Origin of the sequence: Winogradskyella sediminis (genome assembly GCF_003387355.1) — a bacterium.
In the GTDB taxonomy this organism is placed as follows: Bacteria; Bacteroidota; Bacteroidia; order Flavobacteriales; family Flavobacteriaceae; genus Winogradskyella; species Winogradskyella sediminis.
Genome location: NZ_QUNH01000002.1, coordinates 1,036,901 through 1,052,671, shown reverse-complemented (window position 1 = coordinate 1,052,671; position 15,771 = coordinate 1,036,901). Strand labels below are relative to the sequence as shown.

The following is a 15,771-nucleotide window of genomic DNA, read 5'->3' as shown; positions in this document are numbered from 1 at the left end:
ATTTAAATTATATTACTTTAAAAATTTGATTGAAATATTATGCTTTTTGAGTAATTCGTTTTCAGCAGCTAAATCATAAGCTGTTTCTTCAAAATCTGTAACGAGGTCTTTTTTAGCACCTTGTTCTAATAAAAACTTTAAAATTGTATCATCCTTAGCTTTTAATGCCGCAATATGTAAGGCGGTGTTGCCTTCACTGTTTTTAGCATTAATATCTAGATTCATTTTTTCTGCTATTTTTAAGACGTCTAGACTATTTTTCTCAACCGCTAAATGGTACCAGGTATTTCCATTCTTTTGCACTTGAGATACATCGACATTATTCATTTCTAAAACTTCAAGTTTTTTTATGAACTCATCTTTATTTCGAGCAGAATAAGAATCAACTAAATAATAAGCGATATTATTTCCTTTTTGATCAATAATCGTGGTTTTGTAACCTTCTTTAATTAAAAACGCAACCACATCTGCAGAATTATTTGAAATAGCCAATGTTAATGCCGACTGTCCTTTTTTATTTGTTATATTCTTAGTCTTAACAAAGCCTTGTAAAAAATCTACCACTTCTAAAGTATTGTTAGCTGCTGCATTCATAAAAGCAGTATTTCCTTTAGTATCTGTTGCATTAATATCTAAGCCTTTATTTATAAAGAATTTAACGATGTTTATATCTTTATTTTTAGCAGCCACAATATGTAATGGTGACACTCCTTCGGTATCTGTAACATTTGGGTTTAAACCTACACTCTCTAAGTATTCATAAACTTCGATGCCATTACTTGTACCCCGAGCACCATTTGCTGCCATTATAAAGGCTTGATCCGTACCTTTTAAGCCTTTTTCTAACAAGGAATTTAACATCTTAATTTGTCCTTTTGTAGCGACATAATTAAAGATACCATTACCCTCGTTATCCGTACTTTTTATAGATAAACCTTGAGATTCAAAGTAAGAAATTAACTTAAAATCGGTATCATTCGGTGCGGCTAATAATAGCGCATTCGCTCCATTTGGATTTGTTTGCTGCAAGACATCTGGATTAGATTTTATAAGTACATCATATACTTCTGTATTTTGTTGTCCGGCACCAGCTGCAAAATTGATAATGGTATTACCTTTATCATCTGTAATATCGGTTTTAGCACCATTTTTTATGAGATAGGTTACTAAATCTACATTACCTTTATAAGCCGCCCAAAAAATGTAAGTTCTACCATCGTGGGTTAATTTATTAACGTCATTCCCTTTTTGAGACATGAGGTAAATAATACTTTTTAAAGGTGCATCTTGCAACGTTGCATATACAACTCCATCAAAATTATTTCCATTGGCTTCTGAAGGATTATTATCCGCTTTAATCTTTTGCTTTACAGTTTCAACAGTTGGCTTTGTATCCCAAAATTTACGGTCTAAAAAGATGTTTTTTTGAGCAAACCCTTGAACAAAAATCAGTAAGGTAATTGCAACCAAATAATGCTTTAAATTTTTCATATTACTTCTTTACAAATGATTCTATAGTCTTATTTATTTCTTTTGTTTTAACCATGTCGTCAGCAAATAAATGCTTATATAATGGTTTATTCTCTACTTTAGTTTCTAATACAAGATCTTTATTTCTGCCATATACGTCATCCCATTTTGCTCTAACTGTAGCCCATTTATCTTCATTTTCTTTCCACCAGTCTCTTGCTGCTTGACATCTACTGTCATCTACTTTTACATAAGTATTATACCCTTTTTCATTGGCCAAAATTACATCTTCCTTTCCTTTTTCTCTAATTACTTTGGCATTATCCTGGTCGTGTAGCCAACCGTATTTAGTAATTTCGTGACGGTTGCCTCTTAACGTAATGTTATAGTCACTTCGCTTTGTATACTCTCTTCTTGGTAATGGAGCGGTAGTGGTGTTTTCCCAATAGTGTTTTCCATCAACATGTACCCAAGATGCAGAGCCTTCGTAACGTGGACTGTCATCTACTTGAAATACTTTTTGTGTCCACTGCCCTTTCACTTCGTCTTTAGATTTTTTCTCAAAAAGCCATTCGTTGTCCCCATTGTAGGTATATAAGTCCGTATTTTCAAACAACCAATCTTGTCTCCAGTGTTTTACAATATGTGGACTATCTGGTCTTCCGACTTGTAATAAGTGCTGAATTGAAATTTTATCATCCTCATCCTCTATCAATTGTGCCCACTCTAAGCCTTTATCAACTTTAGTTTTAGATGGTCTGTATAATGAATCTTCACTAAATGAAAAGGTCTCAGTGAAGTTAAATGTAACTTCATAACAGCCACACATAGCTTTTATGGCTTTTTGGTCTAATTCTTTTTTGTTTTGTGAATGACCTGAAAATACAAAGGCTAATATTGCCAATGATAAGACTACGAATTGTTTCATGTGTTTGGTTTAAAATTATTTTAAAATTCTTTATTCTTATTTAGATTGATTTAAAATAAGATTTTATATTTGCAGCAAATTTAATCAAGAATGAGTCTAAATAAAAATAAAATCTCAATTTATTTTTATCTTTTTTTAAGCTGCTTTATATACGCTCAAGAAAAAGAAAGTGATAGTACTAAAACTGAACATTTAAAAGAAGTTATAGTCGTTGGAGAAAGCAATGTAACTTCAGTCAGTAAGAAGTTATTTACAGTTAGTACTATTAAAAGATCAGACATTGATAATGTAGCTGGCTCTAATCTAGCAGACATTCTATTTAATAATTTAAATATTACGGTTAACCCAGATGCCTCTTCAGGAAGATCTACAGTGAGTTTATTTGGACTCGATGGTCAGTATGTAAAAATCTTAGTAGATGGTATTCCTATGGTTAGTGATAATGGCCTTGGCAATAATATAGATATTTCTCAAATCAACGTTGACGATATAGAACGTGTTGAAATTGTTGAAGGTTCTATGGGAGTTTTGTACGGAGATAATGCCGTCGCTGGTGTTATAAATGTAATTACCAAACGTGGATTAAAAGACAATGGCTGGCAATTACAAATGGCATTACAAGAAGAAACTGTTGGTAATGAATTTGAATTTTTTGATAAGGGAAGGCATATTCAAAATTTTAGAGCTACAAACCAAGTAAATGAAAAACTATCCTATACTTTTGGTGTCACTCATAACGATTTTGCAGGCTATTATAATGGTTATAAAGGTCAGGATTATGTAAAAATTGAAGATAATATTGTTGTAAATGATAGCCTTCGTGGCACAGAATGGAATCCTAAAGAACAAATAACTGCTTCGGCTAATGTCGATTTAGATTTAGGGAAACACAATGTGTTTTATAAACTACAATACTTTAATGAAGATTTAGACATCTATAATCACACTGTAAATGGAAGATATCAAAATGGGCAACTCAATCCAACCGCTTTAGATGAGAATTACAAAACTGATCGATGGGTGAATAATATCAATGTTTCAGGCCCACTGAAAGGAAATACCAAGTATAATTTTTCACTTTCTTATCAAAATCAAAAACGATATTACAAGGAACTCATTTACAACATATTTGAACAACGTGCACAATCTGTAGAAACCGATGCTTTAAGTCAATCTAGTGAAGTTTGGTATTCTAAAGCTTTTGTAAGTCACATAGTCCCTCAATCTGATGTTTTCGATGTACAATTAGGATATGAATTTACCAATCAAACAGGATTTGATGCTAACGCTTCTGGTGCATATTCTAATGAGGTGGTAGAAAATACCATTACCAACTATGAAGTATTTGGAATCACAGAATTTAAACCCACTGAGAACTTATCGCTAAACCCAGGAGCACGATTTACACACAGCTCGCAATTCAATAATCATCTTATTTGGTCCTTATCGGCAAATTATAATTTTTCTGAAAAACTAAGATTAAAAACTGTCGTAGGTTCGGCTTATAGAGCACCTAATTTTGAAGAGTTATTCTTCTATTTTGTAGATGCAAATCACAATGTACAAGGTAATCCTGATCTTCAACCTGAAGATGGTGTTTCTGTTTTTGTAAATTTAAAAGACCATTTTAAAATAGCCAACGAAGGGTATTTAAACACCAATTTTAATTTTTTCCACATTTATTTAAAAGATGCCATTAGCAGTATTACAACGGAAGATGAAGACGGAAGAACCTTATTCACACAAGATAATATAGATTATAGCTCGCGATTAGGATTTACCTTAGATAATAGTTTTACCTATAAAAACTGGACTATTGGTTTAGGTGGTACTTATCTAGGTATTAAAAATGAATTACAAACCTCTGAATCTCATAATGACGATTATTTATGGAGTTTAAATCTACAATCGTCCTTAGCATACGGTTTGCCTAAATGGAACACAACAATTTCTGCTCAATTAAAACACACCGGAGAAACCGAAGGCTTATTTAATAATGAAGATGGTGAAACATTTGTAGGGGTCACAGAATCTTTTACTTGGCTAAATGCTTCAATCCGAACGAAACTGACATCTCAACTCGAAGCCACCCTTGGAGCAAGAAATATTTTTGATGTTGTAAATATAAATTCCTCAACTTCTTCTGGAAGTCATACCGGAGCAACATCGACATCACGACTTATCGGTAACGGCCGATCTTATTTTTTAAAACTATTATATAACTTAAATTTTTAACATTAAATATTATGACTAACAAACTTTTAACATTAGTATTATTTATAGGAGTTGCTTTTTTCACAAGCTGTAGCAGTGACGATGATGGTTCCTCAACACCTGTTACTCCTCCGTCTTCTGGTGGTATTATAGACCCTGAAGTTGGAGGCTTTAATCAAGCAAACCGTGTGTATGTAGATTTAAGTACAGGGACACAAATTGCTTCGCGTCGCGACTCATGGGAAATTGCGGTTTACAATGGGGCTCAAAATAGAGTTTATCTTAACAGCGCTTTATTAGTTTCAGCTGTAGAATTAGAGGGTATCACAGATATCACTGCAGTTACGGAGTCTACAACATTAACATCTCCTATGACATTAGATGCATTAGACCAAACGTTTTCTCCAACAACCGTAACGGTTTCTACGGTTGCTGAATTAATACAAGGACTACCAGTTGGTTATTATCAATACGGAGACTTAGATGCTGGTATTTCTTTTACAGATAGTAAAGAAGGAGAACTAACAGGCACAGCCTTCAATGCTATTTCTACAACAGCAACCGATAATAATGTTTACATCGTCAACTTAGGAAACGAAATACCTACAACCAATAATGGTACCTTAAACACCACAGGAGATTCAAGAGGTTATATGAAAGTTAGAGTATTAACAAACGGTAGCAGTTATACCATTCAATACGCTACTTTAGATAATACTACCGATTACAATGAAATTACAGTCATTAAAGACAGTAGTTATAACCTAACTGCTGTAAGCTTAACCGATGGACAAGTGGTGAGTGCAGAACCAGAAGCAGAAAATTGGGATATCGATTTCGGAGGTGTATTTTCGTATTACGGTTTACAAGGAACAATTGCAGCAGGATTAACCTACTCTGATTACACGTTACACAACACTTTAAGTGGTGTAGGCTTATATGAAATTACTGTTGAAGATGATGCTACGCCAAGCTATACCAATTTTACTATTTCTGATGTTAACGAGACGAGTTTTGTATATAACGACCGTGCCGTGATTGGAAGTGGTTGGAGAAGTGTAGATTATATGACTGGTGAAACTTCTGTAAGAGAAGATCGTTATTACATCGTAAAAGATGGTGACAACAACTATTACAAGTTACGATTTACTGCCGTTGAAAGTGAAACAGGAGAAAGAGGTTATCCTCAATTTCAATATGAAATATTAGAATAATAACGTATTAATGATAGACTGAAAATATTTTAGTCGCTTCATTATAGGCACTTTCAAAGCTCATGGCACTTAAGTCGTGAGCTTTTTTTTGTGTAAAATAAGAAAACATTTTTTCAGTTGGCATATTACCTGTAAGATCATCTTTAGCCATTGGGCAACCTCCAAAACCTTGAATAGCTCCATCAAAACGACGACAACCAGCGTTGTATGCTGCTTCTACTTTTTCAAACCAAGTAGTTGGTGTGGTATGCAGATGTGCTCCAAATTCAATATTAGAATAATTAGGAATTAAATTTGAAAATAAATAGTTGATATTTTCTGGGTCAGAGCTTCCAATAGTATCACTCAGCGACAAAATCTTTACACCCATATTAGCCAAACGTTCTGTCCACTCTCCTACAATGTCAACACTCCAAGGGTCTCCGTAAGGATTACCAAAACCCATAGAAATATAAACCACAACTTGTTTTTGATTCTGGTCTGCTATTTCTAATATTTCAGAAAGGGTATTTACGGATTGCGCTATGGTTTTATGCGTATTTCGCATTTGAAAATTTTCAGATATTGAAAACGGAAACCCTAAATAATTAATCTCTTTATGAACTGATGCGTCCCGCGCTCCTCTTGTATTCGCAATTATGGCGAGCAATTTACTTGGGGTTTTACTCAAATCTAATTGTGCTAAAACTTCAGCGGTATCCACCATTTGCGGTATGGCTTTTGGAGACACAAAACTACCGAAATCAATCGTATCAAATCCGACTCTAAGTAAAGATTGAATGTATTGTACTTTCTTCTCCGTTGGAATAAAATCCTTAATGCCTTGCATGGCATCTCTAGGGCATTCTATGATTTTTACAGCGTTGTTCATTGCCTCAAATATACGGCTTAGATTTCACTAATTAAAGGCAAATATTTGAATTGAACAGCATGGCTCCAAACCCACCAAACCATAGGCCATAACCTACAATTCCACCTATTAAGCCAGATAAAATAAAAGTAAACCGATATTGAACTGGTAGTATTTTAAATATCACAAAAGCAGAAATCAGTACACCTATTATCATCGCTACGCTTGGTATTAACCATTCATTATAACCTAAGTATCTAGAAATTTTAAACTCATCTGCCATAAATTCAGATTCAGAAAAACATACAAAGTCGTACAAAGCATGTACATAATTAAAGACTTCGCGTAACCCAAATAAGGCCATCATTACAGCCAACCCATCCACAAACTGAAAAGGAATACACCAAACTTTACGCCTTAGATATAATATGAGTAAACCTATACCACTAGTTAACAAAGTTTGTATGGGGCCACCAAGGGTTATATAAAAATTATCCGTTTCACTTATTATTGGATAGTTTTCATTTAACACCATACTCAGGGATTCAACTTTTAATGTAATTTCTTCTGGCCAATCCTCATAATTATTGTAATCGTACGTCTCTACTATAGTATTAAGTTCATGCACTATAGGATCTTCTAAATACCCTTTAGGATACCAACTCATACTTCCAAAATCTAGAGTGGTATCATAGCCTAAATATTTGGCCACAGTAATATGACCTAATTCATGAGAGAGTGTTCCAATAACTGTAAAAAGGATAAAAGCAGAACATACAACAATTGAAAACTTTGGTAAAACCCTGAATCTTAAGCGCATGATGCTAAGTTAAAATAAATATTGCAATTCCGATAAAAACAATGATTTGTAACCATTTTAAAAACAATCCTGAATGGCGATGTTTTAAGGTGTAGTTTTTAATAAAACCAGCGAGCAAAGCAATACTTGAAAAAATAACAAAAGAAACCAACATAAATAAACCGCCTAAAATATAAAACTGCCAAACTGTACTCATGGTATCACTAAATAAAAATCCAGGAAAAAAAGCTAGAAAAAAAATAGTGACTTTAGGATTAAGGACATTCATAAAAAAGCCTTGTACAAAAAGTTGTTTTAAGCTTTTCTTAGGTACGTTTTCAGAATCAAAACTGAGTTTATCATCAGCTTTATAAACTTTATAAGCAAGATATATGAGGTAAAGTGCTCCTAAAAATTTTATACCAAAAAAGACATTTTCGTTGGCCGCAATTAAAGCCGACACACCAAAAGCTAACAATGTAGTATGTACAATACAACCTGTAATTAAACCACATACGGTTGCCATGCCATAGGATTTTCCATGACTGATACTTTGCACCAAAACATATATATTATCTGGTCCTGGCGCAAATGCCAAAGCCGAAGTAGCAACGGCAAATGATATAAGAATATCTACGTTCAAAATTGTGAGTTTGCGGTAAAACTGTAACTGTTATCTTACTTTAATAAAGCCTTATTAATCTGCTTTATTAAACTTGGGCCTTCATATATAAATCCAGTGTATACCTGTACCAAATCTGCTCCGGCTTCAATTTTTTCTAAAGCATCTGCTGCAGAATGAATCCCACCAACTCCAATAATAGGAAACGCCTTATGGCTATTATCAGCTAGATATTTAATAACCTTAGTTGATTTTTCTTTAATCGGTTGTCCGCTTAAGCCTCCATTTCCAATGGCTTTTAAACGCGCATCACTCGTTTTTAAACCTGATCTATCAACAGAGGTATTACTTGCAATAACTCCATCGAGACTGGTTTCTGCAATTAATTCTATAATTTCATCCAATTGCACATGGTTTAAATCTGGCGCAATTTTAAGCAGAATAGGTTTCTGTTTACGAAATGTTTTATTAGCTTTTTGAACTGCTGAAATTAATTCTAACAAATAGTCCTTATCATTTAATTTGGCATGACTCCCTACATTAGGACAACTTACATTCAACACAAAATAATCTACATAAGGGTGAAGCGCATTAAAGCAAGCTAGGTAATCTTTGGTATAATCTTCAGGCAGCGTTTGGGTGTTTTTTCCGATATTTCCTCCGATAATAAGTTGACCTTTATTCTTTTTTAATTGCGTAATGGCAGCTTCAAGTCCTTCATTATTAAATCCCATACGATTAATAATGCCTTTATCATCCTTTAACCTAAACAAGCGTTTTTTAGGATTTCCGGCTTGGGCTTTTGGTGTTACAGTGCCGATTTCAATAAACCCAAAGCCAAAATTTGCTAATTCATTATACAACACTGCATTTTTATCAAAACCTGCTGCTAATCCTACTGGGTTTTTAAATTTAAGTCCAAACAACTCGCGCTCTAACCTTTTATCTTCAACAACATACAACGCTTTAAACACCGGTTTCATTCCTGGAAATTTCGATAAGTTTCGTATTAAAGAAAACGTGAAGTAATGTATTTTCTCTGGATCAAAAGAGAATAAAACGGGTCTAATTATGGATTTATACATAGGAATAACTTAGCACTGCAAAAATAAGCATCTCTGGCGTAAAATAGAAGTTTTATTTTTATCATAAACTGTCCGATATCATAAATAATACTCTCTAATTTTGTTAACTTTGAAACACGAACCAAAATTAAAATATCATGAAAAAAATTATAGTCCCTGTCGATTTTTCTAAACATTCAGAATATGCCTTAGAAACGGCGGCTAAACTAGCAAAACAGCATAACTCAGAGTTAATTGTAATGCATATGTTAGAAATGTCTGAATCTATTTTTTCTGCTTCAAGTAGTGAAAGAGGTGAAGAAAATGCATTTATGTTAATGGTTGCCAACAAAAAATTTGAAACTTTTTTAGACCAACCGTATCTCGATGGTCTTACAGTCACTCCAATGGTAAAATACCATAAAGTTCTTAAAGAAGTTGCTGAAGTTGCTATTGATGTTAATGCCGACCTTATTGTTATGGGTTCTAGAGGACATAGTGACCACGATGGCATTTTTACCGGTTCTAACACCGAAAAAGTGGTACGTTACAGTAGTACTCCTGTGTTAGTTGTAAAATCTAAACTAGACACTATTGATTTTAATCACATCGTATTAGCTACAGATTTTTCAGAAAAAAGCGTACCTGCAGTAGAAAATGCCGTAAGCTTATTAAGTAAATTAGGTAAAAAAACAACGTTATTACACATCAATTCGCCTAATTTAAGCTTCTTAAGTACTGATGAAATTGACGAAAAGATTTCAAACTTTTTAGAGCATTCAAAACTCAACGAATCTGATCTTTCAATTGCGCGTATCTGTGATCATAATATTGAAGATGGAGTAGCTAGTTTTTCAAATAGAGAACAAGCAGATGCAATTGCCATGATTACTCACGGAAGAAAAGGGCTTAGTCACTTCTTTGGAGGTAGTATTTCTGAGGATGTGGTTAACCACACTAAACTTCCTGTGATTACTTTTAAACTATAATTTTTTAAACCTAACAACTTTATGCAACATATTATTGAGCGTTTTATTAGTTACATTACTATAGATACAGAATCGGATCCTAATTCTGAATCCACACCGAGTACAGAAAAACAATGGGATTTGGCTCGTAAATTAGTTGAAGAACTCAAAGCCATTGGGCTAAGTGATGTTACAATAGATGAGAACGCTTATATCATGGCCACCTTACCTAGTAATGTATCGCACGATGTGCCTGTTATAGGATTTGTATCTCATTTTGATACCTCTCCAGATTTTACAGGTGCAAATGTAAAACCACAAATCATCGAAGATTACGATGGTAAAGATATTGTTCTTAATGCCGAACAAAATATTGTTTTATCACCAGATTATTTCGAAGATTTACTAATGTACAAGGGTCAAACCCTAATAACTACAGATGGCACTACCCTTTTGGGAGCCGATGACAAAGCTGGTATTACAGAAATTGTAACAGCAATGGAATACCTTATTAATCATCCTGAAATTAAACATGGTGACATCAGAATTGGGTTTACTCCAGATGAAGAAATTGGTAGAGGTGCGCATAAATTTGATGTTGAAAAGTTTGGTGCAGATTGGGCTTACACCATGGATGGTAGCCAAGTTGGAGAACTAGAATACGAAAACTTTAATGCAGCAGGAGCTAAAGTTAAAGTACAAGGTAAAATAGTGCATCCTGGTTACGCCAAAGGAAAAATGATCAACTCTATGTATTATGCTTCTGAGTTTATTAATCTTTTACCACGATTAGAAACACCTGAGTGTACTGAAGGTTATGAAGGATTCTTCCATTTGCATAATATAACAGGAGATGTTGAAGAAACCACATTAGAGTATATTATTAGAGACCACGACAGAGATAAGTTTGAAGCGCGAAAAGCTTTATTAGAGAAGATTGTTTTCGATTTAAATACCAAGTATGAAAGCGAAGTATTTAAGATTGAAATAAAAGATCAATACTTTAACATGAAGGAAAAAGTAGAGCCTGTAATGCACATTGTTGATATTGCAGAAGAAGCGATGAAAGCTGTTGGTGTTACTCCACTTATTAAAGCCATACGTGGTGGAACCGATGGATCTCAACTTTCTTATATGGGTTTACCTTGTCCTAATATTTTTGCTGGTGGACATAATTTCCATGGTCGTTATGAGTATGTACCTGTAGAAAGTATGCAAAAGGCTGTAGAAGTTATTTGTAAAATAGCAGAATTAACCGCTAAAGAAAAATAGCATTAGACTAGTACACAATTCTTAATAGGCAGTAAACAACACACTATAGTTTACTGCTTATTTTTTTTTGACTAAATTTAAAACTCAAAGTTTTAGTAATATTAAAAGTAGACCAACCATGACCACAACGCCAAAACACGATGAACGCATTGCAACGATGACATTTGCTTCTGTTTATCCGCATTATGTTACTAAAGTGGAAAAGAAAGGCCGAACAAAAGCTGAATTACATCAGGTAATAAGATGGCTAACCGGTTTTGATGATGTACGACTTCAAGAGTTAATAATTGAAAACGTTACCTTTAAAACTTTTTTTGAACAAGCAACATTAAACCCAAATGCTCATCTTATAAAAGGTGTTATTTGTGGCTATCGCATTGAAGACATTGAGACACCATTAACTAAAGAAGTAAGATATCTAGATAAATTAGTAGACGAACTAGCTAAAGGCCGAAAGATGGAAAAGATCTTACGAAGTACATCATAACGACCAAATATACAAAATGCTATTAATCTAATATTTATGAAAAAAGTAACCTCAGTCGAAGCCTATATAGAAGCCCATTCGCATTTCTCAGACGCACTTACAGTGTTGCGCAATATCATTAACACAACAGCGTTAGAGGAAACCCTAAAATGGAGCATGCCTACCTACTGTTTAAATGGTAAAAATGTATTGGGAATTGGAGCCTTCAAAAATCATTTTTGTATTTGGTTCCATCAAGGTGTCTTTCTAAAAGATACAAAACAATTACTACACAATGCCCAAGAAGAAAAAACCAAAGCGATGCGCCAGATGCGTTTTAAAACCAAAGACGACATTATTAAAACGGATGTGTTAGCCTATGTAAAAGAAGCCATAGAAAATCAACGTTTAGGTAAAGAAATAAAACCAAAACGCAATATAAAACCCGTTATATTACCTGTTGAATTAAAAGAAGTATTAAATCAAAATGTAGATCTAAAGACAGCTTTCGAAACGCTTTCCCTATCAAAACAGCGTGAATATAGCGAACACATTGCAAGTGCTAAACGTGAAACGACTAAACAAACCCGTTTAGAAAAAATAATACCTCTAATATTAAAAGGCGTAGGCTTGCATGATAAGTACAGGTCGTGTTAGTTATTTATTGTTGTTAAAATTTAATATATAAAAAAAGACTGTTCTTATTGAACAGTCTTTTTTTTTAATCTTATGATGCTAACCGCTTATTTTACAACAGCTGGTGCATTTAATTTATTACTCATTTCCATTGAAATTGCAGAACGGTCAAATTTAATTTTACCAGCTAATGTTTCAATCACACAACTGTTATCCTTGTCATTTAATTCTACAATCTTTCCGTGCATGCCACTTTTAGTAACTACACGAGTGCCTCGTTTTAATTCGCTGGCAAACTTTTTTTCTTGTTTAGAGCGCTTCATTTGTGGTGCAATCATAAAGAAATACATCACTGCAAAAATCGCTATAAACGGTAAAAATGATCCTAATGCGTCCATTCAGTAAATATCAGTAATAATTAATTATTAATCGTGGTTATGTCCTTCGTGACCTGGTTGCGTAGAATACTTTCTTGGCGCAGCAGCACTATTGTCTGTAGCTAAAGGGTTAACTGTTGCAGTACCTGCTTTCTTAGCTGGTGCGTTTGGATCTTTTTCGATAAAAGCTGTAATTTTTATTGGAATTTGTCCTTTTTCAGTGTTTGTTACCATAGTTAAAGACTTTGTGGTCTTACCATTTCCTTTACCGTTAAACTTAACAGTAAACTGACCTGTTTCACCTGGCTTTACTTCTTTTGTATAGTTGGTAGGCACTGTACATCCACAAGTACTTTTAATATCACTTACTACCAACATAGAATTTCCTGTGTTCGAATATTTAAATACAGTTTCTACAGGTGTTCCGTTAGAGATAGTACCAAAATCGTGTTCTGTTTTATCTAAAGATATCACTGCAAAATCACCAGCATTAGCATCTCTATCTGCTGCTTCCGCAATATTTTCTGATTTAATTTTACTCGCAGCATCGTCTTTACATGATGTAAAAGCTACTAAGCATAATGCACTAAGTCCTAGAATTACTTTTTTCATTATTTTAATTTTTTGTTAATTATCGATTCGCGAAGTTAATAATTATTTCTACGAATTAAAATTTTTACCTGTTTCTTAACAATTTTTTGTCAGAAGTCACTTTCAAAACAAAAAGTCACATATTACATGAGACCTCTACCGGTTTTTAAATGAATATTTTCCGATTGGTATTCCTTCACAATCTTATCTAATATACCATTGATAAAGATGCTACTTTTTGGTGTAGAATATTCCTTTGCTATTTCAAGGTATTCGTTAATGGTAACCTTATGAGGTATTGATGGAAACTTCTGAAATTCGCATAGTGCCATTTTTAATAATACTCCATCTAAGCTAGCTAAACGCTCTGCATCCCAATTGGTTGTTTTTTTGCTTATTTCTTCGGCAAATCTTGAGCTATTTAAAAAGGTCTTCTTAAACAACTCTATAGCAAACGCTTTATCCTCTTCATCTTTATATAAATTTGGTAATAAAGCGGTTTCTGGTGATGTAAGTTTTAACTTTCGTAATACTTTTAACATAGCAGTATTAACCACAGGGAGATCGTCTACCCATGTTAATTTCTTATCTTCAAAAAAGTCATATAACTTTTCATTTGGTGCTATAATTTCAGTAAAAACATCAATTATAAAGCTTTTATCTTTTTTAAAGCTGGTTTCAGATGCTTCTATATAGTTTTTATGAATGTCACTTTTTAAAATAGCTTTAAAAAGAATATCAACATATTCGAAATCTAAATCCCAAAAATTCAACTTTCTATTGGCAATTGCTTCTTGCAACATCGTATTACTACTAATAAGATGTAAAAGTTGATTCTCTTGAAACTTTAAATTTAGATTCTTGTCTGCTTCAGATTTGATCAGCTTATTTTGAATCTTATGGTTGTAATCCTTACTCTTTTTATGCAGTTCTGTTAGTAAAGCTAAAAGCGATAAGTATAAATCATACATGCTATCTAAACTGTGTAACAAAAACTTTTGTTCTTTTATTAAATCATCACTTTCTGTACCTTTAAAAGCATACATAGATTGCATAACTTTAATTCTGATGTGTCTTCGGTTTAGCATGTGTAAGAACTGACTTTTAGTATTTGATTATTAAAAAGGGTGAATCCTTAAAGATTCACCCTGCAAAAATACTATTATTTAATTTTTATAACAGAAAATAATTGAGACTATTTTAAGTTTTCTCGTTTACGTGTTTCAATACGTTCTCTAGCAATATTGAGAGCCGCATTATGAGTGGTAAGATTATTTACTTTAGCATTGTCTAAAATTTCTAATGTAGTATTGTAAATGTTCTCTGTTTTACGCATTATTTCTTGTCTGTCGTAATTTTCTAACTCTGCATAAACATTAATAATTCCGCCTGCATTAATTAAAAAATCTGGTGCATAAACGATACCACGCTCTTGCAAAATATTACCGTGTTTAGCTTCTTCTGCTAATTGATTATTAGCAGCACCTGCAATTATAGACGCCTTTAATTTATAAATGGTGTCATCGTTAATGGTAGCACCTAAAGCACATGGTGCATAGATATCCATATCTTCACTATAAATATCATTACCTCCATAAATTGTAGCACCATACTTAGCTCTAATTTCTTCTAAGCGATCTTGACTAATATCTGCGATTGTTACATTAGCTCCTTCGTTTACTAAATGTTCTACAAGTGCTTCACCAACATTACCAATACCTTGTACAAAGACGTTTTTATCTTCTAAAATATCTGATCCGTACTTAAATTTAGCTGCGGCCTTCATTCCCATAAAAACACCATAAGCGGTAATAGGAGAAGGATTTCCGGCACCACCTTTGCTTTCTGATATTCCTGTAACATAAGGTGTCACTTCTCTTACTGTATCCATGTCAGCTGTTGCCATACCAACATCTTCTGCAGTGATATAACGACCACTTAGAGAGTGTACAAACTCACCAAAACGTCGCATTAATTCTGGAGTCTTTTGAGTTTTAGCATCACCAATTATAACCGCTTTACCTCCACCAAGATTTAATCCGGTAATCGCAGATTTAAATGTCATACCACGAGATAAACGCAATACATCATTTAACGCTTCCCACTCGTTAGCGTAATTCCACATTCTGGTACCACCCAAAGCTGGTCCTAAAACTGTGTTATGAATACCAATTATAGCTTTTAAACCAGTATCTTTGTCGTTGCAAAAAACAATTTGCTCATGATCATCAAAAGAATGTTGTCCGAAAACCGGATCTATTTTTTTCAATTCTTTTGAAGATATAATTTCTGAAGTCATG

At 33.5% G+C, this 15,771-nt stretch carries 16 protein-coding genes; 6 read left to right on the top strand and 10 right to left on the bottom strand.

Annotated elements, in window-relative coordinates:
• Positions 1-12: 12 nt before the first annotated feature.
• Together C8N41_RS12025 and C8N41_RS12020 are read right to left on the bottom strand one after the other, a co-directional pair.
• Complete coding sequence (locus tag C8N41_RS12025) at positions 13-1,491, bottom strand: ankyrin repeat domain-containing protein (protein ID WP_115839423.1); 1,479 nt, start codon at positions 1,489-1,491, stop codon at positions 13-15.
• A 1-nt stretch (position 1,492) separates the two neighbouring features.
• Positions 1,493-2,398 (bottom strand): DUF6607 family protein, encoded by a 906-nt coding sequence (locus C8N41_RS12020; RefSeq protein WP_115839422.1) that lies wholly within the window; start codon positions 2,396-2,398, stop codon positions 1,493-1,495.
• A gap of 90 nt (positions 2,399-2,488) precedes the next feature.
• Here C8N41_RS12020 and C8N41_RS12015 point away from each other — a divergent pair, with 90 nt between their 5' ends.
• Together C8N41_RS12015 and C8N41_RS12010 are read left to right on the top strand one after the other, a co-directional pair.
• Positions 2,489-4,633 carry a TonB-dependent receptor plug domain-containing protein gene (locus C8N41_RS12015; RefSeq protein ID WP_115839421.1) on the top strand — a complete coding sequence of 715 codons (2,145 nt, stop codon included), beginning with the start codon at positions 2,489-2,491 and terminating at the stop codon, positions 4,631-4,633.
• Between the two features lie 11 nt (positions 4,634-4,644).
• Positions 4,645-5,826 (top strand): HmuY family protein, encoded by a 1,182-nt coding sequence (locus tag C8N41_RS12010; RefSeq protein ID WP_115839420.1) that lies wholly within the window; start codon positions 4,645-4,647, stop codon positions 5,824-5,826.
• Between the two features lie 7 nt (positions 5,827-5,833).
• Here C8N41_RS12010 and C8N41_RS12005 read toward each other — a convergent pair whose 3' ends face one another.
• From C8N41_RS12005 to C8N41_RS11990, 4 genes are read right to left on the bottom strand one after another with little or no spacing between them, the layout of a single operon-like run.
• The gene (locus C8N41_RS12005; RefSeq protein ID WP_115839419.1) at positions 5,834-6,697 is read right to left on the bottom strand and encodes a hydroxymethylglutaryl-CoA lyase; all 864 of its coding nucleotides are present in this window, start codon (positions 6,695-6,697) and stop codon (positions 5,834-5,836) included.
• Positions 6,698-6,728: 31 nt separating this feature from the next.
• Positions 6,729-7,496, bottom strand: a complete 768-nt coding sequence (locus C8N41_RS12000; protein WP_115839418.1) for a hypothetical protein — start codon at positions 7,494-7,496, stop codon at positions 6,729-6,731.
• Positions 7,497-7,500: 4 nt separating this feature from the next.
• Positions 7,501-8,118: a LysE family translocator gene (locus C8N41_RS11995; RefSeq protein WP_115839417.1), complete on the bottom strand. Its 618-nt coding sequence runs from the start codon at positions 8,116-8,118 to the stop codon at positions 7,501-7,503.
• Positions 8,119-8,153: 35 nt separating this feature from the next.
• Entirely contained in the window at positions 8,154-9,182 is a 1,029-nt protein-coding gene (locus tag C8N41_RS11990) for a quinone-dependent dihydroorotate dehydrogenase (protein WP_092447397.1), read from the bottom strand.
• A gap of 137 nt (positions 9,183-9,319) precedes the next feature.
• Between C8N41_RS11990 and C8N41_RS11985 the strand changes: the two genes are divergently transcribed.
• The 4 genes from C8N41_RS11985 to C8N41_RS11970 all read left to right on the top strand — a co-directional run bounded on the left by C8N41_RS11985 (position 9,320) and on the right by C8N41_RS11970 (position 12,524).
• A complete protein-coding gene (locus C8N41_RS11985) occupies positions 9,320-10,150 on the top strand; it encodes a universal stress protein (protein ID WP_115839416.1) in 831 nt (276 codons plus the stop codon).
• Positions 10,151-10,171: 21 nt separating this feature from the next.
• Positions 10,172-11,401: a peptidase T gene (pepT, locus tag C8N41_RS11980; RefSeq protein ID WP_092447395.1), complete on the top strand. Its 1,230-nt coding sequence runs from the start codon at positions 10,172-10,174 to the stop codon at positions 11,399-11,401.
• A 118-nt stretch (positions 11,402-11,519) separates the two neighbouring features.
• Positions 11,520-11,888, top strand: a complete 369-nt coding sequence (locus C8N41_RS11975) for a DUF2200 domain-containing protein (RefSeq protein ID WP_115839546.1) — start codon at positions 11,520-11,522, stop codon at positions 11,886-11,888.
• Positions 11,889-11,924: 36 nt separating this feature from the next.
• Positions 11,925-12,524: a YdeI/OmpD-associated family protein gene (locus tag C8N41_RS11970; RefSeq protein WP_115839415.1), complete on the top strand. Its 600-nt coding sequence runs from the start codon at positions 11,925-11,927 to the stop codon at positions 12,522-12,524.
• Positions 12,525-12,610: 86 nt separating this feature from the next.
• Here the strand turns inward: C8N41_RS11970 and yajC are convergent, their stop codons facing one another.
• From yajC to C8N41_RS11950, 4 genes are all read right to left on the bottom strand, one after another.
• Positions 12,611-12,901: a preprotein translocase subunit YajC gene (yajC, locus tag C8N41_RS11965; RefSeq protein WP_092447393.1), complete on the bottom strand. Its 291-nt coding sequence runs from the start codon at positions 12,899-12,901 to the stop codon at positions 12,611-12,613.
• Between the two features lie 27 nt (positions 12,902-12,928).
• Positions 12,929-13,492 carry a DUF1573 domain-containing protein gene (locus C8N41_RS11960; protein ID WP_115839414.1) on the bottom strand — a complete coding sequence of 188 codons (564 nt, stop codon included), beginning with the start codon at positions 13,490-13,492 and terminating at the stop codon, positions 12,929-12,931.
• Positions 13,493-13,614: 122 nt separating this feature from the next.
• Positions 13,615-14,559, bottom strand: a complete 945-nt coding sequence (nusB, locus tag C8N41_RS11955; protein ID WP_244266681.1) for a transcription antitermination factor NusB — start codon at positions 14,557-14,559, stop codon at positions 13,615-13,617.
• A gap of 107 nt (positions 14,560-14,666) precedes the next feature.
• Positions 14,667-15,770, bottom strand: a complete 1,104-nt coding sequence (locus C8N41_RS11950; RefSeq protein ID WP_092447391.1) for a Glu/Leu/Phe/Val family dehydrogenase — start codon at positions 15,768-15,770, stop codon at positions 14,667-14,669.
• Position 15,771: the final 1 nt, after the last annotated feature.

Coding starts and splice junctions, on each gene's coding strand:
- C8N41_RS11990 (WP_092447397.1), bottom strand. CDS start 9,182: ATGTATAAATCCATAATTAGACCCGTTTTATTCTCTTTTGATCCAGAG.
- C8N41_RS11960 (WP_115839414.1), bottom strand. CDS start 13,492: ATGAAAAAAGTAATTCTAGGACTTAGTGCATTATGCTTAGTAGCTTTT.
- C8N41_RS11975 (WP_115839546.1), top strand. CDS start 11,520: ATGACCACAACGCCAAAACACGATGAACGCATTGCAACGATGACATTT.
- C8N41_RS12025 (WP_115839423.1), bottom strand. CDS start 1,491: ATGAAAAATTTAAAGCATTATTTGGTTGCAATTACCTTACTGATTTTT.
- yajC (WP_092447393.1), bottom strand. CDS start 12,901: ATGGACGCATTAGGATCATTTTTACCGTTTATAGCGATTTTTGCAGTG.
- nusB (WP_244266681.1), bottom strand. CDS start 14,559: ATGCTAAACCGAAGACACATCAGAATTAAAGTTATGCAATCTATGTAT.
- C8N41_RS12010 (WP_115839420.1), top strand. CDS start 4,645: ATGACTAACAAACTTTTAACATTAGTATTATTTATAGGAGTTGCTTTT.
- pepT (WP_092447395.1), top strand. CDS start 10,172: ATGCAACATATTATTGAGCGTTTTATTAGTTACATTACTATAGATACA.
- C8N41_RS12005 (WP_115839419.1), bottom strand. CDS start 6,697: ATGAACAACGCTGTAAAAATCATAGAATGCCCTAGAGATGCCATGCAA.
- C8N41_RS11970 (WP_115839415.1), top strand. CDS start 11,925: ATGAAAAAAGTAACCTCAGTCGAAGCCTATATAGAAGCCCATTCGCAT.
- C8N41_RS11985 (WP_115839416.1), top strand. CDS start 9,320: ATGAAAAAAATTATAGTCCCTGTCGATTTTTCTAAACATTCAGAATAT.
- C8N41_RS12020 (WP_115839422.1), bottom strand. CDS start 2,398: ATGAAACAATTCGTAGTCTTATCATTGGCAATATTAGCCTTTGTATTT.
- C8N41_RS12000 (WP_115839418.1), bottom strand. CDS start 7,496: ATGCGCTTAAGATTCAGGGTTTTACCAAAGTTTTCAATTGTTGTATGT.
- C8N41_RS12015 (WP_115839421.1), top strand. CDS start 2,489: ATGAGTCTAAATAAAAATAAAATCTCAATTTATTTTTATCTTTTTTTA.
- C8N41_RS11950 (WP_092447391.1), bottom strand. CDS start 15,770: ATGACTTCAGAAATTATATCTTCAAAAGAATTGAAAAAAATAGATCCG.